The sequence below is a fragment of the Schaalia sp. ZJ405 genome (assembly GCF_011038885.2).
Classification (GTDB): domain Bacteria; phylum Actinomycetota; class Actinomycetes; order Actinomycetales; family Actinomycetaceae; genus Pauljensenia.
Genome location: NZ_CP064952.1, coordinates 536,113 through 560,591, shown reverse-complemented (window position 1 = coordinate 560,591; position 24,479 = coordinate 536,113). Strand labels below are relative to the sequence as shown.

20 protein-coding genes and 1 pseudogene are annotated in these 24,479 nt (G+C 57.8%); 6 read left to right on the top strand and 15 right to left on the bottom strand.

The window, feature by feature from the left end; translation table 11 throughout:
- Positions 1-95: 95 nt before the first annotated feature.
- The 7 genes from G7Y41_RS02295 to G7Y41_RS02270 all read right to left on the bottom strand — a co-directional run bounded on the left by G7Y41_RS02295 (position 96) and on the right by G7Y41_RS02270 (position 7,347).
- On the bottom strand, positions 96-1,391 hold the full coding sequence (locus G7Y41_RS02295) for an IS1634 family transposase (RefSeq protein WP_231367346.1): 1,296 nt from the start codon (positions 1,389-1,391) through the stop codon (positions 96-98).
- Positions 1,351-1,548 (bottom strand): hypothetical protein, encoded by a 198-nt coding sequence (locus G7Y41_RS10015; protein ID WP_231367288.1) that lies wholly within the window; start codon positions 1,546-1,548, stop codon positions 1,351-1,353. The genes G7Y41_RS02295 and G7Y41_RS10015 overlap by 41 nt, the downstream gene beginning before the upstream one ends.
- A 430-nt stretch (positions 1,549-1,978) precedes the next feature.
- Complete coding sequence (purE, locus tag G7Y41_RS02290) at positions 1,979-2,530, bottom strand: 5-(carboxyamino)imidazole ribonucleotide mutase (protein ID WP_165218798.1); 552 nt, start codon at positions 2,528-2,530, stop codon at positions 1,979-1,981.
- Between the two features lie 99 nt (positions 2,531-2,629).
- Positions 2,630-3,787 (bottom strand): 5-(carboxyamino)imidazole ribonucleotide synthase, encoded by a 1,158-nt coding sequence (locus tag G7Y41_RS02285; protein WP_165316437.1) that lies wholly within the window; start codon positions 3,785-3,787, stop codon positions 2,630-2,632.
- A 184-nt stretch (positions 3,788-3,971) separates the two neighbouring features.
- Positions 3,972-5,297, bottom strand: a complete 1,326-nt coding sequence (locus G7Y41_RS02280) for a HAMP domain-containing sensor histidine kinase (RefSeq protein ID WP_165218802.1) — start codon at positions 5,295-5,297, stop codon at positions 3,972-3,974.
- 178 nt (positions 5,298-5,475) lie between these two features.
- Positions 5,476-6,156 carry a response regulator transcription factor gene (locus tag G7Y41_RS02275; RefSeq protein ID WP_165218803.1) on the bottom strand — a complete coding sequence of 227 codons (681 nt, stop codon included), beginning with the start codon at positions 6,154-6,156 and terminating at the stop codon, positions 5,476-5,478.
- A gap of 135 nt (positions 6,157-6,291) precedes the next feature.
- The gene (locus G7Y41_RS02270; protein ID WP_231367345.1) at positions 6,292-7,347 is read right to left on the bottom strand and encodes an adenylate/guanylate cyclase domain-containing protein; all 1,056 of its coding nucleotides are present in this window, start codon (positions 7,345-7,347) and stop codon (positions 6,292-6,294) included.
- Positions 7,348-7,725: 378 nt separating this feature from the next.
- Between G7Y41_RS02270 and G7Y41_RS02265 the strand changes: the two genes are divergently transcribed.
- Together G7Y41_RS02265 and dapD are read left to right on the top strand one after the other, a co-directional pair.
- Complete coding sequence (locus tag G7Y41_RS02265) at positions 7,726-8,466, top strand: Maf family protein (protein WP_165218804.1); 741 nt, start codon at positions 7,726-7,728, stop codon at positions 8,464-8,466.
- Positions 8,467-8,622: 156 nt separating this feature from the next.
- Positions 8,623-9,585, top strand: coding sequence for a 2,3,4,5-tetrahydropyridine-2,6-dicarboxylate N-succinyltransferase (dapD, locus tag G7Y41_RS02260; protein ID WP_165218805.1), 963 nt, complete (start codon positions 8,623-8,625; stop codon positions 9,583-9,585).
- A 135-nt stretch (positions 9,586-9,720) separates the two neighbouring features.
- Here dapD and G7Y41_RS02255 read toward each other — a convergent pair whose 3' ends face one another.
- The 3 genes from G7Y41_RS02255 to fdxA form a co-directional block, all read right to left on the bottom strand.
- Entirely contained in the window at positions 9,721-11,013 is a 1,293-nt protein-coding gene (locus tag G7Y41_RS02255; protein ID WP_231367386.1) for a citrate synthase, read from the bottom strand.
- 234 nt (positions 11,014-11,247) lie between these two features.
- Positions 11,248-12,456 (bottom strand): succinyldiaminopimelate transaminase, encoded by a 1,209-nt coding sequence (dapC, locus tag G7Y41_RS02250; RefSeq protein WP_165316438.1) that lies wholly within the window; start codon positions 12,454-12,456, stop codon positions 11,248-11,250.
- Between the two features lie 16 nt (positions 12,457-12,472).
- Positions 12,473-12,814: a ferredoxin gene (gene fdxA / locus G7Y41_RS02245; protein WP_165218808.1), complete on the bottom strand. Its 342-nt coding sequence runs from the start codon at positions 12,812-12,814 to the stop codon at positions 12,473-12,475.
- A gap of 196 nt (positions 12,815-13,010) precedes the next feature.
- Between fdxA and G7Y41_RS02240 the strand changes: the two genes are divergently transcribed.
- The gene (locus G7Y41_RS02240; RefSeq protein WP_231367344.1) at positions 13,011-13,277 is read left to right on the top strand and encodes a putative acetyltransferase; all 267 of its coding nucleotides are present in this window, start codon (positions 13,011-13,013) and stop codon (positions 13,275-13,277) included.
- An 80-nt stretch (positions 13,278-13,357) separates the two neighbouring features.
- Here the strand turns inward: G7Y41_RS02240 and typA are convergent, their stop codons facing one another.
- The gene (typA, locus tag G7Y41_RS02235) at positions 13,358-15,277 is read right to left on the bottom strand and encodes a translational GTPase TypA (protein ID WP_165218809.1); all 1,920 of its coding nucleotides are present in this window, start codon (positions 15,275-15,277) and stop codon (positions 13,358-13,360) included.
- 404 nt (positions 15,278-15,681) lie between these two features.
- On the opposite strand from typA, the gene G7Y41_RS02230 reads away from it, so the two are divergent.
- Together G7Y41_RS02230 and G7Y41_RS02225 are read left to right on the top strand one after the other, a co-directional pair.
- Positions 15,682-16,545: a D-hexose-6-phosphate mutarotase gene (locus G7Y41_RS02230; protein WP_165316439.1), complete on the top strand. Its 864-nt coding sequence runs from the start codon at positions 15,682-15,684 to the stop codon at positions 16,543-16,545.
- Positions 16,546-16,672: 127 nt separating this feature from the next.
- On the top strand, positions 16,673-17,251 hold the full coding sequence (locus G7Y41_RS02225) for a 1-acyl-sn-glycerol-3-phosphate acyltransferase (protein ID WP_165316440.1): 579 nt from the start codon (positions 16,673-16,675) through the stop codon (positions 17,249-17,251).
- Between the two features lie 63 nt (positions 17,252-17,314).
- Here G7Y41_RS02225 and G7Y41_RS02220 read toward each other — a convergent pair.
- The 4 genes and pseudogenes from G7Y41_RS02220 to G7Y41_RS02205 all read right to left on the bottom strand — a co-directional run bounded on the left by G7Y41_RS02220 (position 17,315) and on the right by G7Y41_RS02205 (position 22,813).
- Positions 17,315-18,611, bottom strand: a pseudogene (locus G7Y41_RS02220) (IS3 family transposase).
- 170 nt (positions 18,612-18,781) lie between these two features.
- Positions 18,782-21,142: a glycogen/starch/alpha-glucan phosphorylase gene (locus tag G7Y41_RS02215; RefSeq protein WP_165316168.1), complete on the bottom strand. Its 2,361-nt coding sequence runs from the start codon at positions 21,140-21,142 to the stop codon at positions 18,782-18,784.
- 190 nt (positions 21,143-21,332) lie between these two features.
- A complete protein-coding gene (locus G7Y41_RS02210; protein WP_165218816.1) occupies positions 21,333-21,968 on the bottom strand; it encodes a MarC family protein in 636 nt (211 codons plus the stop codon).
- Positions 21,965-22,813 (bottom strand): PHP domain-containing protein, encoded by an 849-nt coding sequence (locus G7Y41_RS02205; protein WP_165316169.1) that lies wholly within the window; start codon positions 22,811-22,813, stop codon positions 21,965-21,967. The genes G7Y41_RS02210 and G7Y41_RS02205 overlap by 4 nt, the downstream gene beginning before the upstream one ends.
- Positions 22,814-23,014: 201 nt before the next feature.
- Here G7Y41_RS02205 and G7Y41_RS02200 point away from each other — a divergent pair, with 201 nt between their 5' ends.
- Positions 23,015-24,445 (top strand): aminopeptidase P family protein, encoded by a 1,431-nt coding sequence (locus G7Y41_RS02200; RefSeq protein ID WP_503632165.1) that lies wholly within the window; start codon positions 23,015-23,017, stop codon positions 24,443-24,445.
- Positions 24,446-24,479 lie beyond the last annotated feature (34 nt).

The following is a 24,479-nucleotide window of genomic DNA, read 5'->3' as shown; positions in this document are numbered from 1 at the left end:
GCCTCGTAGCGCGGGCTCGCACGATGACGGCTACCAGGGGAAGCCCTGCGCCAGCGCTGTCAGCTTCCTCGAACGCGGTCCCGAGTTACGACATTTTAGTGCGGAATTTTGGGGTTGGTGATGGTGTTGACGAGTTGTTGGACGTCTGGGGGTAGTGGTGTGGCGGCGTGGATGGTGGTGGTGTTGAGTGTTAGTTCGAAGGTTCGGTACTTTTTGAGGGTTCGTACGACGCGTTTAATGCTTTTACCTGTGGCTGTTTCTATCATCTGGCTGATTGCTAGGGCGGCCATGACGATGTTGAGGTGAGCGTTGATTGAATCTTGGGTGCGGGCGTAGATCGGGCGGGCTTTAAGATCAGATTTGGACATTCTGAACGACTTTTCAATGTTGAGCAGATGCCGGTAGGCAGCGAGCACTTGCGGTGCTGGCATCGATGTCAGTGTTGTTTCGTAACCTTTAATCCCAGCTAAAGCCCTATGTTTAGCGGCCAATTCGTAGTTGATCTTCTTGCTTGGGGCTTTCAGATCGACGTAGCGATTACGTTTGATCGCTACTTTGCCTTCTACCGCACGGGCAGCCTTGGCGAGTTGCTCATCGATACCGCGCAACGTTCGCCGGGCCCGGTCGTAGGAGTAGTGAAAGTGGATAATGGAGTTCGGCTTACCTGATAGGGCTTGACGCCCGTCAATATAGCAAGACTGTGACCATATTTGCCCGTGGGGATAGTCGGTACCGGGGTGATCACGTTTCCACTGTGCAATAACCTCAGGCATGCGGGAGACCTTCGTTGAGAGTATGTAGTCCAACCCAGCCTCAACGAGTGCAGTTTTATTCTCAGCCGAAAACATTCCCGCGTCAGCAACAACAGTGATCTGATCGATGTTGTAGGCAGCCTGAAAAGCCCGGATCATCGGCAGCATCGTACGCGTTTCAGCTTGATTTCCTTCGTAAGCCCCAATATGCAGCGGAAAACCAGTGGCATCGGTGAGCAGACCAACAAGGATTTGGGGTTCAACCCGACGTTCTTTAGAAAACCCTGACTTACGCAACTCATCGGGCGTATCAGTCTCAAAGTACAGTGTAGTAACGTCGTACAAAATGAAACTACCCGCACCAATGCTGGCATGAGAAGCCAACGCCTGGCTTAACACCTCACGAAAAGCCTCGGTAGCAAAGTGAGGCAAGTGACGCTGGATAGTGCGATAACTTACACAGGACACACCAACCTCAGCCAGCGTTTCAATCGAGTCCAACTTCGAGCCCGGCGCAATGATACGAGCACGCACCAAATCCGCAAAGACCCGGTCACCTCCAGTAACAACATCCAAACCCAGTCGCTGGTAGCAGGTATCAATACACTCCAGCAGTACCCCAGCCTTCTGCGAACTCACCGGCAGCGGATGATCCTTTCGAGCCAATACCTGAAGCTTCCCACTCTCCACCCAGACCTAAATCGAGCACAAGCTGATCGCCATCAATAAAACGCTGAGCCTGAGCTTTAAGCAGTGCCAACTCACTATCGTCATGAGCAGAACCAATATGCTTCATCGTCTTTCTACCCGCGTGTTCCTCCAACACCACCTGCACAGCAGTAGCACCCGAAGCGGTAGTAACAGTACGGATATACGGACTCACAAACATCACACTACAACCCACCCCCCCTTAGTGCGGAAAAACCCACCACCCAAAACCCAAAACCCCAGACCAACACATCAAAAGTTAACCCGATCACACACCCATGTCGTAAGTCGGGTCTTACGCAGTGACGACGGCAATGCTTGCCGTCCGCAGTACGCGGTGCTCAAATAGCGTGGCGTGAGTGCCTAGCACGTGGGATTTCCACAGGGCAGGGCGCGGGCACCAATGCGAAGCGGCATTGCCGGTCAGACGCGCGGGGTGGCGTCTACAGGGGTTCCTAGGCCTCGTAGCGCGGGCTCGCACGATGACGGCTACCAGGGGAAGCCCTGCGCCAGCGCTGTCAGCTTCCTCGAACGCGGTCGGCGAGCTTGGCTCCCTTGTCCATTGCCACCGCCCGCAAGTCGGATTGGAAAACACGCATCTTCGAGCGCAGGGTCTCAGCGCGTTCTCCCTCACCAGCACCGAGGATCCGCGCGGCCAACAGACCGGCGTTGCGTGCCCCCGCGATCGACACGGTGGCGACGGGGACACCAGCAGGCATCTGAACAATTGAGTGGAGAGAATCAACGCCATCGAGATGTTTGAGAGGAACTGGAACTCCGATGACCGGCAGCTCTGTGAGCGCTGCAAGCATCCCCGGGAGGTGAGCGGCTCCCCCAGCGCCCGCAATGATTACGCGAATACCTCTCCCCGAGGCACTGCGCCCGTAGGCAACCATGTCTTCGGGCATCCGGTGCGCCGATACCACTCCGACCTCGCACGCGATATCGAATTCCGCGAGCGCCGCAACCGCTGGTTCCATCGTCGGCCAGTCCGAGTCCGATCCCATGACAACTCCGACCAGCGGGGTCTGACCCGTGGCGGTCAGTTGCACGTCAAGTTGAGGCTCCATGATTGCTCCCTGTCATTGTCGAGGACGACGCCCTCTCCCAGTGTATTCTCGCAGATCAGCGATCGCCCAAAACGCCATTGCCTCAGCCGTTTTTAGGCCTTATTCTCCGCGTAGGCAGGCGACCGCCCGTTGCGCCGCAGCGCGAGCTGCGGCGGCGTCCTCGTCAATGACGGTCACGTGACCGAGTTTGCGGCCCGGTCGCACCTCTTTGCCGTACAGATGGATGCGGGCTCGTGGCCCCCCGGCAGCGAGGGCGGCGGGGAGTGCGCGGGCAGGATCGGGCAGTGATGATCCCAGGAGATTGACCATGACCGTGGACGCACCGGGTCGCAAAGCTGCGGTGTCTCCCAAGGGCAGGTCGAGGACTGCGCGCAAGTGCTGCTCAAACTGGCTGGTCACGGCTCCGTCGATGGTCCAGTGGCCGGTGTTGTGGGGGCGCATCGCCAATTCATTGACGAGGACGTGCTGGTTGTCCCCTTGGCCGACGACGAACATTTCGACGGCGAGAACACCCGTGACTCCCAGCTCTCGTGCGATCCTCTCGCCGATGTCCTGGGCGGAATTCACCACCTGATCGCTCATTCCACTGGCTGGTGCGGTGACGACCGAGCAGACACCGTCCACCTGTTCGGTGGTTGCCACGGGCCATGATCGGATTTCACCGGAAGGGGAACGGGCGAGCAGAGCGGCAACTTCAGATGTGAAGGGCACTTTCTCTTCGGCGAGCAACTCTGAACGTTCCGACAGCCATTGCGCGACATCCGAGGCATCGTCAACCACACGGACTCCGTGTCCGTCGTAGCCTCCGGTTGGGGTTTTAACGATGATTGGCCATCCAACACGGTCACCGAAGGCACGAACGTCATCCACCGATGTGACGCGCGCCCACTGCGGACACGGGATGCCAAGTTCGGTCAGTCGCTGACGCATCGCAAGTTTATTCTGGGCGAAAAGTAGGGACGCGGCGGAGGGTTCAATAGGGATGTGCGGTGCCAGGCGCGTCAGGAGCGACTGAGGGATATGTTCGTGCTCGAAAGTCAGCACATCGGCACCGTCAACGAGAGTGTCAACGAGGGCGTCGTCGCTGGGGGTTCCCTCGATGGAGTTGACTGTCACCTGTCCCGTTGCCCCATCACGGGATTCAACAAGGGCGCGCAGATCGACGCCGAGAGCAATCGCACTTTCCTGCATCATCCGGGCCAGCTGTCCACCGCCGATAACTGCGACCACGGGTCGAGTCGTTTTCCTTTGATCCACCCTTTTAACCTAGCGTGCCCGTGCATTCCTCGCCGAATCGACTGCATTGCGAGCCTCAATCCGTGCGCCACAACGATTCTCTTGGGGCCGCCAGTGAATCTCCGGTGACCAATCTGCCCTCGCGGAGGCTCGTTTCAGCGCACACGGCGCCTCGCTGAGGGGCAGCAAGGAAGCGCGTCTCGGCTTAAAAACGACGGGAGCGCCGTCCCATTGACACAACCGGCCCCTGCGGCATCACACGATCGGGGTCAAGAGATGCGGGGATCGCTGCGAGTGACACGGTGAAAATGGGGGGTTGATTCTGCGTGAGGTCAAGGCGCCCACCCATCGCACCGGTGAGGTCCTTGGCAAGGGCAAGGCCGATACCCGTTGACCCGTGGCCCGAAACGCCTTTGATGAAAATATCTGGTGCGAGGTCGTCGTCGATGCCCTCACCCTCATCACTGACCTCAATGATGACGCCGCGTTTATTCGCTGAACGACGCGCATGAACACGGGTGATCCCATCTCCGTAGTGCAAGGAGTTTTCAATGAGTGTTGCGAGGACCTGCCCGAGCTTTCCAGAATCAGCGAGGACGGGCAGCTCTGCCTCATCTAAGAACACCAGTTGGCGCCCTGCTCGTTCAAAGACTTCTTCCCATTCTTCGCGCTGCGTATTGAATACCTCGAGAATATGGATGGCTTCTGTTAGGCCGCTGGCTCTCGTGCTTGTATCGAGGAGTTCAGCAACCACTGTTGTCATACGTTCAACCTGTTCGAGGCAGCTGCGAACCTCGTCTTGGACCGCGTCTTCCGTGGAAATCATCTCGATTTCTTCCAGGCGCATCGACAGTGCCGTCAGCGGAGTCCTGAGCTGGTGCGATGCATCCGCTGCGAACTGACGCTCTGCGGCGAGGCGCCCTGCCATGCGTTCACCCGTGCGTGCCAGTTCCTCCGACACCAGATCAATTTCTTCGATTCCGGACGGCTTAACTCGGGCACGAACCTGACCTGAGCCGATCTGCTCGGCCTGTGCAGCAAGGTAGATCAGCGGGGCCGATAGGTGACGCGACAGGCGGGATGCCAATAGACGACCAACGAGCAGGCACGTAACCATTCCGGCGGCGAACATGATGCACACGATGACGATTTTCTGAATCGTCGGGATGGCTGAAATTTCAAGCCGAACCGAGGAACCGGTCGCGGATGTCACCAAGGTGGAGAGCGTGGGAAACGAAGGCTTTTCACCAACGATGATGACACCGCCGTCGGGAGCTTTGAGGTGCGCATATACCGTCGCGGCACCATCCTGCCTCGCTGATGACCACGCGTCAGCGAGGGCCGACGTCACCACCGTTCCATCCTGGTTCGCCCGATCCAGCGACCGAACGATCTCCATCGCCCGAGCCTCAAGATTTTGCTCGGCCTGCCCCCACAGCATCAGCGATGACGTCACCGCTCCAGGGATCCCCATGAGAAGAGCAACAACTGACACCGCGACGAGAATGATTCGCACAGCACGTTTACGCATGCATTCCCTCCAGCCTTAACTGGCTCACCGCCGACACTTCGGTCGCGCCAATGACGAGACGGTCGCCTCCATGCGATCAGTCTCGCTCACCCAGTGCAGGCGCGTCGCATGATCCGCATCGTCCTCGTTAATTCCTCCGAGGAGAGCTCCGTGCTTCGCGCCTGCACGTGAAGGGTACTTAGCGGCCCGGATTCTCGAAACGGAACCCCATGCCGCGCACCGTGGTGATGTAGTGCGGGCTGGTTGCGTCGTCACCAAGTTTGCGGCGCAGCCACGAGACGTGCATGTCCAGGGTCTTTGTTGATCCTGTTGGATCCGAACCCCAGACCTCACGCATGATCGTTTCACGACCGACAACATTTCCTGCGTCTCGGATAAGGACTCGCAGCAGATCGAATTCTTTCGCGGTGAGCTGGAGTTCCTTATCTCCCGAGAATGCACGGTGAGCGGCAACGTCCACGCGAACATCCTGGGCAACAAGATCAGTGTCGGACACTTCCGGACCGTGACGACGCAGCAGCGCACGAACGCGCGCAAGAAGCTCCGCCAGGCGGAACGGTTTCGTCACATAGTCATCTGCGCCGGCATCGAGGCCGACAACCATATCCACTTCATCCGTTCGTGCCGTCAGGATGAGGATGGGAACGGGGTTCCCATCCGAGCGGATTTCGCGCGCAACATCAAGCCCGTCAATGTCGGGAAGCCCCAGATCCAGAACGACCAGATCTGCACCTTCAAGCTCTCCAAGAGCGCCACGACCAGTGCCGTGAGCGCGCACTTCGTAGCCCTCACGCCCGAGCGCGCGAGCCAGAGGTTCCGAGATTGCCGGGTCATCTTCGACAAGAAGTACTGTAGTCACACAACAATCTTAGCGTTTCCCAACGCTTTCTTTCACCTTTCTTGACTATTTTGGACATCTTCTTCACAGACCTAGCCACAGGCGCACTTTTCCGCGATAATTCGCACGCTTCCCACGGCACGCCGCGCAGCCAAATCAGTCGATGCGCGCTAAAAGATACGGTGAAACCGCTCCAAAACCACGAAGTTCCGCAACTGGGAACTCCTCAAGCGCATACCCCTCACCGCCCTTGCCTGCCGCCACTGCCGTTGCGGTTGTTGGATCTGTCAAGATCTGGCCGACCGGAGCAATGTCCACCAAACGCGATGCCAGGTTAACCGTGGGGCCGAAGACATCACCGGAACGGGAGAAGACGTCGCCCCGAACAAAAGACGCACGCACAGGCAGGATTTCATCATCCGCATTGAGCCGCTCGATCAGGGACGTCACAACGCGCAGTCCCGTGGGGAGATCATCGGCAATGAAGAGGACGGCATCACCAATCATCTTGACAACGCGACCACCCGCCTCCGTGACCGCGGTCCTGCACGCATCCTCGAACTTTTCAATCAGCCCCACGAGCGCATCACCAAGGATTGTGGACGAGGATGTGTACGACACCATGTCAACGAAGCCGAGAGACCGATTAAGTGGGAAACGTGCCTTCGCATTCTCGTGACCGCGTTGCGACACTTCACGATCAAGCCGCGACAGGAGGTCTTCCATCTGGCGTTGCCACGAATGGATGAACATTTTTTGGAACACGGCGATACTGTCACGCATATGATCAAGCACGTAGAGTCGCGCCGTCGTGTCATCGAGGTCCAGCCGGCGAACAGCGTCCTCGACAAGTGCTTCAACCTGCCACAGACTCAGCCGATCTGCGTGGTGTGAGTTCGCTCGAATGAGTGATCGCGAGGTCGCTTCATCAATTGCCCCGGACTGAACAAATGCTGTCCATTCCTGGAACACGTCGAGATCCCGCTGGGTAAAAACACTCGCGGATGGCTCCGAATACGCAAAACCCATCGCCGTGCACAGGTCTCGAACCTGCTCAATCGACATATCGGTGTGTTCGGCAATATCCTCAGCCGAGAAGATCTTTGGCCCCCCGAGAAGGCTGAGAACATAGCTTGGAGCCGTCAGATGAAAATCGTCTTCCGAGGGTGCCACAGGTCGCTGATCGTGCGCAGTCGGAGTTTCCGCGCTCATCGCCACCCTTTCTCCACTCTTACAGCCATTTCCTCACGACCGCGTCACTGGTCCATCCACCATTTCGCGATGCGGTCATATTCTTTGCGTCGTGTGCACCACGGGATGAGAGACAACGCCGCAAGCCACCCATACTTTAGTAGTCTACGTCACTTTTCTCCACTTGTGACTCGCCCGCGGCATTTTCACCACGGATCACCGCAACCACATCAGCCTATCTTCACTGTCATGGCCCCTCATACCCACCTTGACCAGCACCGATAATCCCATGAGATCGCCTTGCTTAATCATCGCTCCCCGTGGCATCGCCTGAGCCACGCACCACAGATTGCCCGATCGTTGGGACATCACATCGCCGATGTGGAGGACAATATCCCCATGCGTTTGATTCTTGCCTCAAAGTCCCCGGCGCGGCGAGCAACCCTCATCAGCGCCGGAATCACACCCATCATCCGTGTCTCCCACGTTGACGAGGACGCGGTCCTTGCCCGGGCAATCGACGCTGCGCAGAAATCCACCCCCGACAGCCATGACCACACCCGGCAGACACACCCTCGCCTATCACCCGCCCAGCAGGTGACTCTCCTGGCACAGGCCAAGTGCGAAGCCGTTGTCAACGACATCTGCACGCCAACAAGCCGGGATGACTCCACCCCGGATGAACTTCCCGCAGGAAAACTGCTCGTCGTGGGATGCGACTCGATGCTGGAAATGAACGGAGAAATGCTGGGAAAGCCCCACACCCCTGAGGTTGCGCGTGCACGCATCCGCGCGATGAGCGGAAAATCTGGCACACTCTGGACCGGCCACTATGCCGCGCTTCTGGGCAGCCGGGATGGTTCACTACATCAGCTTGTGGGCACAAGCGTTCGGGCGTCCCACACCGTCGTCAACTTCACCGATATGAGCGACGAAGAAATTGACGCCTACGTTGACTCGGGCGAGCCCCTCGCAGTTGCCGGATCATTCACCATTGACGGCCTCGGCGGTCCTTTCATCCGTGGAGTTGAAGGTGATCACCACGCAGTCGTGGGAATCTCCCTTCCGCTTCTGCGCGAAATGGCCACTGAACTTGGCATTTTCTGGCCTGACCTGTGGGATCATCGTCGAACCAACTGAGATCCGGCACCTCGGTAACGAAGCGGAGCCGCGAAGCACGCGGCCTCGCCCTCGTCCCCAGAAAAGAGCGCACCACCGGGGAAACCTTACGAGGATTTTCAACCGACATTCGGAAATCTAGGGACAAAGTCCTATATCCCAATTACAGTAAGCCTCATGGACACGACCAAGGCATGGGGCATCGGCCTCGCAACAGTAACCAAAGACGGCCAAACACTAGACGTCTGGTACCCCCGCCCGCACCTGGGAGTCATGCAACCCGGCGACGATGCCGACTTGCTTGAAAAGCTCTCCAGCATGGAACGCGTCGACGAGGCGCGCGGCGTACATACCACTATCGTCACCTGCAAATCCGATCTCGAGGATCGGCCAAATTCCACCGCGGGAACCTACCTGCGGCTCCACCTCCTCTCACATCGGCTGGTCAGACCGAACACCATTAACCTTGACGGGATCTTCTCCCGGCTCCCCACCGTTGTGTGGACATCGCAAGGTCCGTGCTCGGTCACAGACTTCGAGGAAACGCGCCTGAGACTGCGCGCTTCCCTCGGGCACCCCGTCACCGTTCAAGGCGTTGACAAGTTCCCACCGATGGTCAACTACGTTGTTCCCAAGGGAGTGCGAATCGCTGACGGTGCAAAGGTTCGCCTCGGCGCATACCTTGCTGAAGGCACCACAGTCATGCACGCCGGGTTCGTCAACTACAACGCTGGCACCCTGGGACGTTCAATGGTTGAGGGACGCATCGCGCAGGGAGTTGTCATTGATGACGGGTCCGACGTTGGCGGCGGCGCGTCAACAATGGGAACTCTCTCAGGTAACTCCGGCGATTCCGCCGTTCGTCTAGGAAAGCGGTGCCTCCTGGGCGCGAACTCCGGTTTGGGTATCCCCCTCGGCGATGACTGCGTCGTCGAAGCCGGCCTCTACCTCACCGCGGGTGCGAGGGTTGCGCTCATGGAATCCGGCGGCGTTCTACCCGGCTCCAATGGACTCTTCGCCGAGCCGAGAACCGTTTTTGCCCGAGATCTTTCCGGCGCATCAAATATCCTCTTCCGCCGCAACTCCCAGTCCGGTCGAATCGAAGCACTGGCCCGCGGAGGCAAATCAATCGAACTCTAGGGGGTTCGCGCTGGAATCACGGTGAAGACACAACACCGTGATTCCAGTCGCCCTCGTTCCCAAGGAACTTGGGGAACGCATGACATCGCTCCGGCGCCCGTCGCAATAGCGTGGGCACCGGAGCGATATCGTCACTTACCGCCGACTCAGCGGCACGTAGTCACGTTCAACCTCACCGACATACACCTGTCGAGGACGACCGATCTTCGTTGCGGGATCCTTCGTCATTTCAACATACTGGGCGATCCACCCGGGCAGACGACCCAGAGCAAACAACGGAGTGAAGAGCTTCGTTGTAAAGCCCATCGCGGAATAGATCAGCCCCGTGTAGAAGTCGACGTTGGGGTAGAGCTTACGTTCCTTGAAGTAGTCATCAGACAGGGCAATCGCTTCGAGTTCCATCGCGATGTCGAGAAGCTCGTCGCGTTTGCCCAGACGGGACAGCACGTCGTGAGCGGTTTCTTTGACGATCGCTGCGCGCGGATCGTAGTTCTTATACACGCGATGGCCAAAACCCATGAGCCGAACGCCCTCGGCCTTTGACTTGACCTTATCGACGAATACCTGAACGGGGTCCCCGGTGTCTCGGATCTGATGGAGCATCCGCAACACTGCTTCGTTTGCCCCGCCGTGAAGCGGGCCCGCGAGCGCGCCAACGCCGGCGGCAACGGAGGCATAGAGATTTGCCTGAGAGGAACCCACGAGCCGAACCGTTGAGGTTGAGCAGTTCTGCTCGTGGTCGGCGTGGAGGATCAACAGCATGTCGAGGGCGCGCACAAGCGCCGGATCAATGTCGTGTGACTGGTAGGGCATACCGAAGGTCATTTGGATGAAATCTTCGGTGTAGCCGCGCTGGGCGTCAGGGTAGGTCAGCGGCAACCCTGCGGCACGTTTGGCGATGTAGGAAATCATCGTGGGGAGCTTTGCCAGCAAGAGGACGGCAGCGGTGTCAAGCTGTGCGGGATCACGAGGGTCCAGCGTGTCTTCGTAGTACGTCGCCATTCCGGCAACACCGGCTTGGAGAATCGCCATCGGGTGTCCGCGATGGGGGAAGGCAGTGAAGAATGCGCGGAAGTTTTCGTGGAGAAGCCGGTGATTCTTCACCCGCATCACGAAGTTTTCGAGCTGAGTTTGGGTGGGGAGTTCACCGTAGATGAGAAGGTAGGCCACCTCCAAGAAGGAGGAGTTTTTGGCCAGCTGCTCAATGGGATATCCGCGGTAACGAAGGATACCGGCATCACCGTCGATATATGTCACCGCCGAAGCACACGAGGCGGTGTTGGTGAATCCGGGGTCGAGCGCAACGACTCCCCCGTCCGCCATGAGCCGCGAGACTCCGATTCCGTCATTTCCGATCGATGCATTCGTTCGAGGGAGTTCGACCGTTTTGTCACCGATGTTCAGCAGAGCGTTGGGGCGTTCGTTCATTCCATCGCCGTGTTGTGTCATGGAGACACCTCCTATCCTCCGAAGATTCAGCTTCTATCCGCCGACTTGGGGAAAAATTGAGTCGACGTTGATTCACTTATAGAAAACGGTACCTCATTTCTAGGCCTTTGGTCACTGGTCAGCGAAAATTTGTCTCGATATCAAGACTTTCTGAGATGAACGAGGACGAGCGCGCTGGCCACATTGACGCCCAACACGCAGATACCGGGCGTATCACCGAGCAAAAGCCTCAGGTCCCGCTTTCATCAACCGATCTGCGGCAGCTTCGATCCGCTGCGTCGTTGCCGTCAGCGCAACCCGGACCTTCCCCCGCTCATGTGTCCCATAGAAATCAGCCGGAGCAACGAGGATGCCCAGTTTCGCAAAGCGATCAACAAGCTCCCAGGCATCAAGACCCGAGTGCGGAGCACCAACCCACAGGTAGAGACCCGCCTGAGACTGCGGATCAACTTCCAAACCTGCGGCGGCAATTGCCGACATGAGAAGCTGGCGACGATGCCCGTAAATATCACGCTGCTCACGCACGTGGTCATCATCAAGCAAAGCGCAGGCCATCGCGTGCTGAACGGGAGCCGGGACCATCATGCCCGAATGCTTACGGACCTCAACGATCGCAGCAATCAGCCGGGGATCACCGTAGGCCAGGGCCGCGCGGTAGCCGGCGAGATTGGACTGTTTTGACAGGGAATACAGAACAATAAGTCCGCTGGAGTCACCGTCGCAGACTCTCTCATCAAGAATCGACGGCACGCCCTCGCTCATCCACGGCTCCTCCCAGGCAAGCGCCGCGTAGCACTCATCGGAAATGATCACCGCCTGTCGCTGCCTAGCCCACGCAACGCCAGCGCGCAGTTGCTCAACTGAGAGAACATGCCCGTGGGGATTTCCCGGCGAGTTAAGGTACACGCACGCCGCATCAGGCCATGTTTCCGGTCGCGTCGGGTCAACGGGGACGGGCGTGGCTCCGGCAAGTCTGGCACCGATGTCATACGTTGGGTAGGCAACCTCAGGGACGAGGACGATGTCGCCAGACCCCACCCCGAGCATAAGGGGTAACCATGCCACAGCTTCCTTTGACCCGATCGTTGGAAGCACCCCGGACATTCCCACGTCAATCATGCCTCGGCGTTGGCCCCACGAAAGAATTGCCCGGCGGACCTCCTCAGTCCCGATGACCGTGGGGTATCCGGGAGAATCGGCAGCCTCGGTGAGCGCGCGCTGAATAAACTCCGGCGTTGGGTCCACGGGGGTCCCCACCGAGAGGTCGCAGATCCCGTCCTCGTGACTTAAGGCGCGTTCCCTGGCTGGGGCGAGGCTATCCCACGGGAATTTCGGAAGGGCAAGCGGCCTGGGAAACTCCCCAACACCGGGGGCGTCGTCGGTCAGCTGAGAGCAATGAGTGAGTCGATCAACATGGGCCATGATTCACCAGCGTCAATCACGAATGTGCCTGAAGATAGTCCTGGTTCTGAGGGGGAAGCTGCGCGATCATCTCGTCATCGAAGTCCATTGCTCCGGTCTTCTGCGCACCACCTGGGGAACCGAGGGTCTCAAAGAAGTCAACGTTCGCGCGGTAGTAGTCGGACCATTCGGTGGGAAGGTCGTCCTCGTAGAAAATTGCTTCCGTAGGACAGACCGGCTCGCATGCTCCGCAGTCCACGCATTCTTCCGGGTGGATGTAGAGCGAGCGTTTGCCCTCGTAGATGCAGTCAACAGGACATTCGTCGACGCAGGCGCGGTCTTTGACGTCGACGCATGGTTGAGCAATGACGTAAGTCATGAGGGCTCCTCGTTTCCTTCACTTCGTGTGGACCGTGAACATCTTCATCTATTATCCTCTACCCACATCGACGCGTCGTGAGAAGCACCGCGCGCCACTGTCTTTTCCGCAGTATGTCACCCAAAAGACGTCCGCAAGGAGTGTCGCATATTGGCGAGCAGACAGACGACAATACAGCACATGAGGGACGCTTAAAATGCCGGGTTCTTCCCCAGAGGATTCCGCTCACCGCAACGGGGCGCGAGAGGTGTTGCCGTGGCTGAAATGGAACGAGGGCGAGCGCGTTGTCGTCAGGTATCGGCTCGATGACGGACTGCATGACGCATTGGGCACACTCACCGATGTTGCCGTTGACCACGTGAGCGTCGATACGCGTCGCGGCATCATCCGGGTCGAAGCCTCAACAATGGTCACAGGCAAACGCGTTCCACCACCACCGCAATACCTGCCCAGCCAAGGCTGAGGCCGTATGCAGCGACATCGTCCTCGTCAATGACAAGCGCAGCGGTCTGGGCGGAACGGGAGGAACCCTCCCTGGTGAAACTACTTCTGTGCGCGACGTTCACGGGCAGCGATCTTGAAACGTTCCTGAGCATCAAGAACAACTTTGCGGACACGCACGGCCTCGGGGGTGACTTCAACGCACTCGTCGTTCGCAGCAAACTCAAGGGACTCTTCGAGAGTGAGCTTACGTGAAGGGGTCAACGACTCGTACACATCCGCCGTGGCTGAACGGGTATTCGTCTGCTTCTTTTCGCGCGTAATGTTGACGTCCATATCCTCACCACGCGGGTTTTCACCAACAACCTGTCCCTCGTACACCTCCGAGGACGGTTCAATAATGAAAGATCCGCGCTCTTGAAGGTTCGTCATCGCATACGGGGTTGCCTGGCCCGCGCGATCGGCAACGAGGGAACCCGTCAGTCGCTGCTCGATGGGGCCCTGCCACGGCGCGTATCCCTCAGAAATCGACGAAGCAATTCCCGTGCCGCGAGTCTCCGTGAGGAAACGCGTCCGCAAACCGATCGTCCCTCGAGCAGGGACAACGAACTCCAAGCGAATCCACCCCGAGCCATGATTGGACATCGTTTCCATGCGTCCCTTGCGAGACGCCATGAGCTGAGTCACCGCACCCAAGTACTCCTCGGGAATGTCAATCGTCATGCGCTCCATCGGCTCCTGGCGCACGCCGTCGATCTCCTTGGTCACAACCTGCGGTTTACCTACGGTCAGCTCAAAACCCTCGCGTCGCATCTGTTCAACAAGGATCGCCAACGCAAGTTCGCCGCGGCCCTGAACCTCCCACGCGTCCGGGCGTTCCGTGGGAAGCACTTTGAGGGACACGTTGCCAACCAGTTCACGATCCAAGCGGTCCTTGACCTGACGGGCCGTGACCTTCGCACCTTTGACGCGGCCAGCCATCGGCGACGTGTTAATTCCGATGGTCATTGAAATCGCCGGATCATCCACGGTAATCAGCGGAAGTGGACGCGGATCCTCAAGGTCAACTAAGGACTCACCGATGGTGATGTCATCAATACCTGCAACGGCAACAATTTCACCGGGTCCCGCACTCTCAGCGGACACTCGTTCAAGTCCCTCGGTGCGCAGAAGCTCAGAAATGTGGACCTGCTTGATCGACCCGTCGTGGCGAGCAAGGCCAACTGTTGCCCCCTTTGTCAGCGTCCCATTGTGGATACGCAGGAGCGCCAAACGTCCAAGGAAAGGCGACGCGTCAAGATTCGTCACATGTGCCTGTAGTGGCGCCTCGTCCTCGTACGTCGGACCGGGGATCCGATGAAGAATCGTCTCGAACAACGGCTCAAGATTTTCCGTTGGGAGATGACCGTTACCCGGATTGGTCACAGAAGAAACACCGTTCTTCGCAGAGGCGTAAATCACGGGGACATCGAGCAATGAGTCCACATCCGCGTCGAAGCCTTCGTTCATGAGATCTTCGCCCAGAGACAGCAGCAGATCCGTTGTCTCAGACACGACCTCGTCAATTCGTGAATCAGGCCGGTCCACCTTATTGACAACAACGACAACTGGAAGCTGGGCCTGGAGGGCCTTACGCAGAACGAAACGGGTCTGCGGCAGCGGACCTTCGGAGGCATCAACCATGAGGACAACGCCATCAACCATCGAAAGTCCGCGCTCGACCTCGCCACCAAAGTCCGCGTGACCGGGGGTGTCGATGACGTTAATGGTGACGCCGTCGTCAAGTCCCAGGGCTTGGGCTGCCGGCCCCCTGTAGTGGACAGCGGTGTTCTTTGCGAGGATCGTGATGCCTTTTTCACGTTCAAGGTCACCCGAATCCATGACGCGTTCGCCCGTTTTCTCAACGGTATCGCGTTCCGAGAAAGCTCCCGACTGCCACAGCATCGCGTCAACGAGTGTTGTCTTCCCGTGGTCAACGTGGGCAACAATCGCGACGTTACGCAGATCCGAGCGCGTGGGCATATGGTCTCCTCACAATGAATAATCGACCGTGGAACCACGCACCCGCGGGACAGACGCCTCACAGTGCGCCACGGTCGAGCAATACTCCTTCAGAATATCGGCTCACGGCCCACCCTCCGCGACCAGTTCCTGCGACGTTCAACACGTCCGCACGCTGTTATGGCGTCCTGCGATCACAGACGTCCCTGAACTGGAACGCTAGACGACCTTAAGATGCGACACCACGGGACCTGGCACCGCTGCGACCACGATCATTCCACTGATAGGCGCCCTCTCGTCCTCGGAGATTCGCAACGATCCATTTGCGTATCATCGGGAATTGTCAATGACTACTTGGAGACATTTCCCGCACGGACATCCCATTTCCTCGCGGTATTACCCCAGTAACGATTATTCTTGATGATATGCAGACCGTCCGGACTCTCCGTATTAGCGATGACACGACGCTCACGCCATTCGGTGCAACAACGCTCGAATGGATAGCGGCGGATAACCGCCCTGTGCTCTGGCTCTCTGATCGAGCAGTTTTTGATGGAAGCACACCGATCCGCGGGGGCATTCCCGTGTGCTTGCCCTGGTTTGGATCAGCGGATACCACGCAAGCGGATATCGTCCTCGACACCTCCTCATCCTCGCCCGCTCACGCACCGAATCACGGATTTGCGCGCACGGCCCAGTGGAGCATTAACGAGGCCGAATCCACCGACGTGAACGTGACCTTGGAGCTCACACACGCCCGAGAGGACCACGGTGGGATTTTCCCCCACGCTTTCTCAGCTCGCCTCAATGTGGTACCCGAAGACGTTCTTTCCCTGTTCCTTGAGATAACGAACGAGGACGACCACGCCTTCATCTTCGAGGAATCACTCCACATGTATGTTGCCGTCGGCGACATCAAAGACGTGACGATTAACGGCTTGCGCGGAGCACGCTTCTTTGACAAAGCACGCGGACAAAAGTGGCGCACACAATTTGAGGAACTCGCCCTGGTGCGCACAACGAACTCGGTTTATTCTTCCGCGCACACGCTGATGCTGACAGACCCCAGGTGGCTGCGACGAATCATCATTGAAAAACACGGATCCAATTCGACGATTGTGTGGAACCCGTGGCGTGACGGTGCTGCCGTAATCGATGACCTCAATGATTCCGATTGGATGCAATTCATTTGCATTGACGCTGGGAATGTCGGGGAGAACGCCCTGACCCTCCAACCCGGTGAAAGCCACGTCATGGATCTCACAGTTCGTGTGGAGATGCTCAACTAAGCTGATCATTTGATGACCTGCGAGGCAACACCGCGCTCACACATCGTAAAGTGGGGGTTTGGAATTCGTTGCCCCATGAGTGCAACGTCCCATCACCGATGACTGACGCCCGCACGAGGGGGAATACATGGGCCTGAAAAAACGCCTCGCTGACCTGTACATCGCGTGTTCGCGGTGGTCGGTGTCGACTCAACCTCTTCCTGACAAAGTCATCATCATCGGTGCCCCGCACACGTCGAATTGGGACGGCATTTTCATGGCTGTTTCACTGTGGAGCCAGAATAAGAACTTCCAGTTCCTCGTCAAAGACTCTCTCGCCAATGCGCCGATCCTCGGACGATTTATTCGCTCCATCGGTGGAATTCCCGTTGAGCGCTCACGGTCACACGGCATCGTCCAGACCATCACAGAACGCTTTAATACCTCCGACAGTTTCATTCTGTGCATGACACCGAAAGGAACTCGCAGCCCACGCGAATACTGGAAATCCGGCTTCTACCGGATGGCGATGCAGGCCGATGTTCCCATCCAATTCGGCTTCGTTGACTCCGTGACGAAAACCTTCGGCTGGGCAGGAACATATACGCTCACCGGAGATGTTCGCCGCGATATGGATGTTATTCGCGAATTCTACGCACCGATGACAGGTGTCAACCCCGAAAAAACATCCGTCCCCCGACTGCGGATCGAAGACGAGGAAGATTAACAACTCATGTGTGTGGGCCCGGATGCGTCTGAACTAGCCCCCGAAAGTTGGACTGGTTTTATTCTAGGGGGTTGGGGCTTTAAGGGTCTGATTCCGGTATTGCATCGGGGTCAGACCCTTAAATCGTTGTTGGAGTCGGTCGTTGTTGTACCACAAGATGTAGTCATCAACGGCCTGGCAAAATTCGTCGACACTGGCGAAGTGCTCGCCGTGATACATCTCGGTCTTCAGATGCCCGAAGAAATTTTCTATGGTCGCATTGTCATAACAATTGCCCTTGCGCGACATCGACTGTGTGCCATCGATAGAGTGAATCAGTTGACGCCAGCTTGAATGCTGGTACTGGAAGCCCTGATCGGTATGTACCATCAATCCTTCACCAGGTTGGTGCCAAGCAATCGCATTCTTCAACGATGTTGAGGTGAACTTAGTGGACGGCGAGGTAGACAACTCGTGCGCCAGGATACTGCGGTCGTATAAGTCCATGACCGGTGAGAGATAGACCTTGGTGCCACAGACACGAAACTCGGTGACATCGCTGGCCCAGACAGTGTTGGGTTTATCGGGCATGAAGTTACGGTTCAAGAGATTCTCGGCGATGTGGCTGGTCTGGCCTTTGAAGGAGTTGTACTTCTTGCGTGGGCGAACCTTGGATTTCAGTCCCATCTGATCCATGAGTTTGTAGACCAGCTTGTGATTGACCTTCCACCCTTGGTTACGCAGTTCGCTCAGCACCCGACGGTAGCCATAACGGCGCTTCATCTTCTCAAAGATCAACATAATGGTCTTCTTAAGCTTGGCATGTGGATCGGGCCGGTCAAGTCGTGCCTGATGGTAAAAGTACGTCGACCGGGCAAGGCCCGCAGCTTGTAGAAGATCGTTGAGCGAGTGGTCTGACTTGAGGATGGCAACAACTTGCGTCTTCAGCCGCGCCTTTGGTTCCTCAAGTCCCGCAATTTTTTTAGATACGCATTTTCAGCCCGTAGCCGTTCCACTTCACGGTGAAGCTTGTCTTCTGTAGTGACTACCTTCGGCCTGGCAGATCCTTTCGGACGGCCTTTCGGCTTGGGGCGAAGCGCATCGTCACCACCTTCACGCCAGGCGCGAACCCACCTCTGGATGATTTGAGCAGATGACAGTCCGAACTCACGCGCGAGATTCATTTTCGTCTCACCAGCTAGAAAACGCTCAACAACTTCCTTCTTCACCTCGAAGGAATACTGTTGCCTGGTTGGTTTCTCCACAAGACATAGCCTGCCATGAAGCTTAAACCTACGCTCAAGCTTCCTAACCGGATACAAACCAACTCCCAACCAATGAGCTGCTGCGGTGTAACCCACACCCTGCTCAAACAACTCAACAAGCTGTTCACGCTGCAACCGACCCAGAGAACTTCGTGCTCTCAAAAAACTACCCCCCACTAGCCAAAACTGATTTCTCAGTCCAACCAATGGGGAGCAGTTCAGTCGCAGCATCCGGGCCCACACCTCGTCCTCGTCCCCTGAAACGAGGACGACGATGCCTGATGTCTTAAGCGATCGGTGACGGCTGAATCTTCCACACCTCAGTCGCGTAGTCACGAATCGTCCGGTCTGAAGAGAAACGCCCCGACTGCGTGATATTCACCCACGCCTTCGCAGCCCACGCCCTCGTATCAGCGTAGTCAGCGGCCATCCGGTCCTTCGTCTCACGGTAGTCAGCGAAGTCGCCAAGAACGTAATAGACGTCGGCGGGCTCATAGCCGAACTCCATGAGTGAACCCCGAAGATCGTGGAACCACCCTGAACCGTTGTCGCTGAGGGTCCCGTCGGTCAGCGCGTCAATGACACGACGCAGACCGGGAACATTCTCGTAGTGCCAGCGCGGATCGTAGTGACGACGCAGCTCGGGAAGCTCATCCTCAGTGGCACCGAAAATGTACGCATTCTGCGGACCAACGGCATCGAGAATCTCGACATTTGCGCCGTCCAATGTGCCCAGCGTCAAAGCACCGTTCATCATGAACTTCATGTTCGACGTGCCCGACGCCTCCTTGCCGGCAGTGGAAATCTGCTCTGAAACATCGGCGGCGGGAATAATGTGCTCGGCAGGCGACACGTTGTAGTTGTGCACAAACACAACTTTGATGCGACCGTTAATGTCCTCATCGTTGTTGACCACATCGGCGATCGCGTTGATGAGCTTGATGATCGCTTTGGCCCGGATGTACCCGGGAGCGGCCTTCGCGCCGAAAATAAAGACGCGCTTGGGAAGATCAAGCTGCGGGTTTTCCTTCAGACGGAAATACAGGTCAAGAATGTAGAACGCGTTGAGCAGCTGCCGCTTGTACTCGTGGAGACGCTTGATCTGAACATCGAAAATTGCCGTTGGGTCAATGTCGATGCCTTCGCGTTCGCGCACCCAGCGAACAAAATCAACTTTGTTTTCGTACTTGATCTGCGCCAAACGCTCAAGCACCTCGTCATTGGCAGCGTCTGTGAAACGACCAAGAACCGACAGGTCCGTGACCCACTCATCCGACCCGGTGACCTCATCTAACAGGTCAGCTAAACGCGGGTTACACTGCTTGAGCCAGCGGCGCGGAGTCACGCCGTTCGTCTTGTTATTGAAGCGCTCGGGCCAGATCGCGTGCCATTCCTTCAGGGTTTCACGCTTAATGATCTCCGTGTGGAGAGCAGCAACACCATTGATCGAATACGACGCGTAGCAGGCAATCCACGCCATGCGGACCGTGTTGCCCGATACCGGAGCCATGTAGTCAATAGTGGCGTGATCGAGGCCGCGTTCACTCATGTCCACGCGGAAACGTCGGTCAATCTCACGAACAATTTCGGCGATGCGCGGGAAGATCCGATCGAAGATCCCCATGTCCCATGTTTCCAGGGCTTCGGCGAGAACCGTGTGGTTCGTGTAGGCGAAAGTCTGTGACACCTCCTCCCAGGCGTCCTCCCAACCCATGCCGTGCTCATCCATCAGGAGGCGCATGAGTTCGGGGATTGCCAAAACCGGGTGCGTGTCGTTGAGCTGGATCGCGTTGTACTTCGCGAAGCCGTGCAGGTCCTTGCCGTGCTGCTCAACGTAGTTATCGAGGATTGACTGGAGGGAAGCTGAACAGAAGAAATACTGCTGACGCACCCGCAGGACCTTGCCCTCGTATGTGGTGTCGTTCGGGTAAAGCACGCGGGAAATATCGTTTGTCCGCTCGCGGTCCACGATCGCGTCGGTGAAACGCTGGGAGTTAAAGGCGTCGTAGTCGAACTCTTCGATTGGCTCCGCACGCCACAAACGCAAGGTCCCCACGTTCGGGGTGCCATAACCGGTGATCGGCATGTCGTAGGGGACCGCGCGGACGCTGAGGTCCGCGTATTCAACGATTCGGGACAGCTCTTCGCGGCGGATGACGAAGGGGTAGCCCTCTTCCATCCACGGATCCGGGTGTTCCGTTTGGAAACCGTTGTCAAAAAGCTGCTTGAAGAGGCCGTACCGGTAGAGAATCCCGTAGCCGGTGACCGGCAGATCCAGAGTCGCGCATGAGTCGAGGAAACAGGCTGCCAGGCGTCCCAAACCGCCGTTACCTAAAGCGGCGTCCGGTTCTTCCTCAAGGATGACGCTCAGGTCCAGTCCGTAGTTGGAAAGAATGTCCCGGGCGTGATCCACGAGGCCGAGGTTGGAGAGGTTGTTGAGGAGCGCACGTCCCATGAGGAACTCCGCCGAAAAATAGTGTTCCTGACGTCCCTGTGCGTATTTCTTTGCCGTGGCTGCCCAGTCGGACGCGATGTGGTCAACGATCGACGCGGAAAGCCCCTGCCACACCTCCATCGGAGTTGACTCTAAGACAGGCCGTCCAGAGTTGGCGCGGACCTGTGAAGGGAAACTCTTGGACAGGGTCATGTGGTGATCTCCTCTTCGGAATCAGCGAACATCCTCGCGGCAGCTGCTGTGACTCGCCCCCCTCGTTCCTGACGAACGAGGAAGTACCGTCTGTTCAGACCTACCGGGAGACAGAGTAACCCAAATAGCCCCTATGTGCGCTTAACGTTCCCTGTGAACCCGCGCCCATCGGGTTGCGTGCCACTTCGGCCTAGAAATGCGCAGACTTGATGAAGATGAAAACCGCTGTCATGACCAGTTGCGTTGCAATCGCCGCCAGAAGAAGACCGGAGATCTTCGTCAGGAGCATAATGCCGCCGGGACCTAAGAAACGTGATAACTCTAACGAAAAACGCATCGCCGCCCACATGACGATGTGCGCGATGACAACCGCGACGATGACAGCCACCCAGCCCGCAAGCGAGGAGCGCGCCTGAGCGACCGACACCATGACGGCAACGATTGACCCAGGTCCGGCAAGCAGGGGCGTGCCCAGCGGGACAAGAGCAACGTTGACGCGAGCATCGCCGGTGTCGGGCTCCCCGGAGTCCTGCCCCATGAGCAATTCCATCGCCACGAGGAAGAGGAGGACCCCGCCTGACAGCTGGAGAGCTTCCATTGAGATTTGGAGAAGATGGAGAATTTGCTGTCCAAGAACGGCGAAGATGAGGATTACGCTGATCGACACGGCCGTGGCCTGAAGCGCGGCCCGGCGTTGCTCTGCACGATTCAGGCGCGCGGTCAGTCCGAGAAAAACAGGGATTGTTCCCGGTGGATCGAGGATGACGATGAGCGTTGTGAATGTTGTGGCAAACATCGCTGCGTCAAAGAAAACGTCGATGTTCATGGACGAATCACCTCCACGGTGCCTTGTTCCTCAAGCTCAGCAATGACACGCGGATCGGTGACGTTCTCACCCAAACGGTTCGGCTTGCCCGTTCCGTGGTAGTCCGAGGAACCAAAAACTCTCAAACCCAGTCGCTTGGCGATGTCGCGGGCGCGGTGTCGGTCCTCGACGCTGTGATCGCGGTGCTCGCACTCGATCCCAAAGAGCCCTGCCTCAGCCATGTCGTCGATCGCCGATTCAGGGGGGAGGAATCGCTGACGCGTCCTCGCCAATGGGTGAGCGAGCACGGGAACTCCTCCTGCACGACGCACCAAGGCCACTGCGTCAACTGCGTCGGGTGCCCAGTGGCGAACGTAGTAGGGGCTGGACGTGCGAAGGAGCGTGGCAAAAACCTCCGACCGATCTTGACATACACCCGCCTCGATCAGGGCATCCGCGATGTGGGGGCGACCGATGGGACCATCCTCGGGAGCCCAGCGAAGAACATCGGACCACGTCACGGGGAAGTCAGCGCTGAGGCGCTCAACGATGTTGCGCGCACGGGTTTCCCGCGACAGACGCGTCCGGTCAAGAACCGACACAAGCTCCGCATGTGTTGGGTCGGGAAGATAACCCAAAAGATGCACCGTGATCCCCTGGGTCGCACATGAAATCTCCACACCGCGGATGAGTGAGACCCCTGACGAGGCAACGGCGGACTCGGCCTCGTCCCATCCGGCGAAAGTGTCGTGATCCGTTAAACCCAGCATCGTTAAACCCGCCTTGGCTCCCAGGTGGAGCAACTGATCGGGAGCGTCCGTGCCATCCGAAACAGCTGAGTGAGTATGCGGGTCAATGAGGAGCATAAACAGAGGGTATATGAATTCGACCAGACTGATGCCGCTGACAGTGAGAAGATAGGACACATGACTGATCACACCCCTGTTTCCGCAGACTCTTCCTCAGCGAATACCTCGGACAGCGCATCCGCGACTTCCCCCGACACCCTCGCTCAACGAGGACAGTCACGTTCACGCCGCCCAGAATCTCAGGCTTTCCGTGACTTCATGGGATCACATTGGGGTGAGCGTCACATTCCCACACCTCGGAGGGAAGCTGTTGCAGATTTCCTTCCGCAGCGCGCAACAAAGGCTGGAGCGCCCTTTGGTCACGACCGCCTCGTCATCCCCGCAGGCACCTACAAGGTCCGTTCCAACGACACGGATTACCGTTTCCGGGCGCACTCTGCTTTCGCCTACCTCTCGGGCCTTGGCGCAGAAAAAGAACCTGACGCCGTGATCGTCCTCGAACCCACAGAGGATGGAACACACGAAGCCGTCCTCTATTTCAAGCCGCGCGCATCACGTTCCTCAGAAGAGTTCTACAGCGACTCCCGTTACGGCGAATTCTGGGTGGGTGCTCGTCCCTCACTTGACGAGGTCGCCGTTGCAACCGGACTGCGCTGCGAACATATTGACACTCTCCGAGATGCCCTAGCTAAGGATGCGGGAACCGTTGGCTTACGCATCGTTCGCGACGTCGATTCTCAGGTCGAGGCACTCGTCAATGAGGTTCGCCAGCAGGCCGGACTTCCCAGCGGCGCCGATGCTCAAGATGACGACCACGCATTAGAGGCACACCTCTCCGAGATTCGCCTCATTAAAGACCGGTACGAACTTGATGAGCTTCGCCGAGCCGTTGACGCCACTCACCGGGGCTTCACCGACATCATCCGCTGTCTGCCCCGAGCCATCCAGCATCGTCGCGGCGAACGTGTCATCGAAGGAGCATTCGGAGCTGTCGCACGCGAAGAGGGCAACGGCCTCGGCTATGACACCATTGCCGCGTCCGGCAACCATGCGAACACCCTTCACTGGATCGACAATGACGGACCTGTGAACGAGGGCGACCTCGTCCTCGTTGATGCTGGAATCGAAGTGGACTCGCTCTACACCGCGGACATCACCCGAACTTTGCCTGTGAATGGCCGTTTCTCCCCCATTCAGGCCAAGATCTACCAGGCTGTCCTTGACGCATGCGAAGCAGCTCTTGCCCGGGCAAATGAACCGGGCGTTCGTTTCAGGGATATCCATGACGCAGCAACCACCGTGCTCGCCCATCGTTTAAGTGACTGGGGAATTCTTCCTGTCAGCCCCGAGGAGGCGCTGAGCCCTGAGGGGATGCAGCATCGCCGGTGGATGCCTCACGGAACCAGCCACCACTTGGGCCTGGACGTTCATGACTGTGCTCAAGCACGCCGCGAAATGTACCAGGATGCGCTCCTTGAACCGGGAATGGCGTTCACGATTGAGCCCGGTCTCTATTTCCGCAGCGATGACCTTGCGGTTCCCGAGGAGTTCCGTGGGATTGGTGTGCGCATCGAAGACGACGTCGTTGTCAACGCCGACGGGTCTGTCACGCGAATCTCCGAAGACATTCCCCGGACGATTGCCGACGTTGAAGCATGGATCGAGGACGTGCAGTCGTCAACCAAATAGGTTGCCAACCAAGGAAGTCGCCTACTGCGCAATT

What these genes read in the sequence shown, in the direction of transcription:
- G7Y41_RS10015 (WP_231367288.1), bottom strand. Translation starts at nt 1,548, where the DNA reads ATGAAGCATATTGGTTCTGCTCATGACGATAGTGAGTTGGCACTGCTT.
- purE (WP_165218798.1), bottom strand. Translation starts at nt 2,530, where the DNA reads ATGGAGCCTCAACTTGACGTGCAACTGACCGCCACGGGTCAGACCCCG.
- G7Y41_RS02280 (WP_165218802.1), bottom strand. Translation starts at nt 5,297, where the DNA reads ATGCGTAAACGTGCTGTGCGAATCATTCTCGTCGCGGTGTCAGTTGTT.
- G7Y41_RS02270 (WP_231367345.1), bottom strand. Translation starts at nt 7,347, where the DNA reads ATGAGCGCGGAAACTCCGACTGCGCACGATCAGCGACCTGTGGCACCC.
- G7Y41_RS02265 (WP_165218804.1), top strand. Translation starts at nt 7,726, where the DNA reads ATGCGTTTGATTCTTGCCTCAAAGTCCCCGGCGCGGCGAGCAACCCTC.
- dapD (WP_165218805.1), top strand. Translation starts at nt 8,623, where the DNA reads ATGGACACGACCAAGGCATGGGGCATCGGCCTCGCAACAGTAACCAAA.
- G7Y41_RS02255 (WP_231367386.1), bottom strand. Translation starts at nt 11,013, where the DNA reads ATGAACGAACGCCCCAACGCTCTGCTGAACATCGGTGACAAAACGGTC.
- dapC (WP_165316438.1), bottom strand. Translation starts at nt 12,456, where the DNA reads ATGGCCCATGTTGATCGACTCACTCATTGCTCTCAGCTGACCGACGAC.
- fdxA (WP_165218808.1), bottom strand. Translation starts at nt 12,814, where the DNA reads ATGACTTACGTCATTGCTCAACCATGCGTCGACGTCAAAGACCGCGCC.
- G7Y41_RS02240 (WP_231367344.1), top strand. Translation starts at nt 13,011, where the DNA reads ATGCCGGGTTCTTCCCCAGAGGATTCCGCTCACCGCAACGGGGCGCGA.
- typA (WP_165218809.1), bottom strand. Translation starts at nt 15,277, where the DNA reads ATGCCCACGCGCTCGGATCTGCGTAACGTCGCGATTGTTGCCCACGTT.
- G7Y41_RS02230 (WP_165316439.1), top strand. Translation starts at nt 15,682, where the DNA reads ATGCAGACCGTCCGGACTCTCCGTATTAGCGATGACACGACGCTCACG.
- G7Y41_RS02225 (WP_165316440.1), top strand. Translation starts at nt 16,673, where the DNA reads ATGGGCCTGAAAAAACGCCTCGCTGACCTGTACATCGCGTGTTCGCGG.
- G7Y41_RS02215 (WP_165316168.1), bottom strand. Translation starts at nt 21,142, where the DNA reads ATGACCCTGTCCAAGAGTTTCCCTTCACAGGTCCGCGCCAACTCTGGA.
- G7Y41_RS02210 (WP_165218816.1), bottom strand. Translation starts at nt 21,968, where the DNA reads ATGAACATCGACGTTTTCTTTGACGCAGCGATGTTTGCCACAACATTC.
- G7Y41_RS02205 (WP_165316169.1), bottom strand. Translation starts at nt 22,813, where the DNA reads ATGCTCCTCATTGACCCGCATACTCACTCAGCTGTTTCGGATGGCACG.
- G7Y41_RS02200 (WP_503632165.1), top strand. Translation starts at nt 23,015, where the DNA reads ATGGGATCACATTGGGGTGAGCGTCACATTCCCACACCTCGGAGGGAA.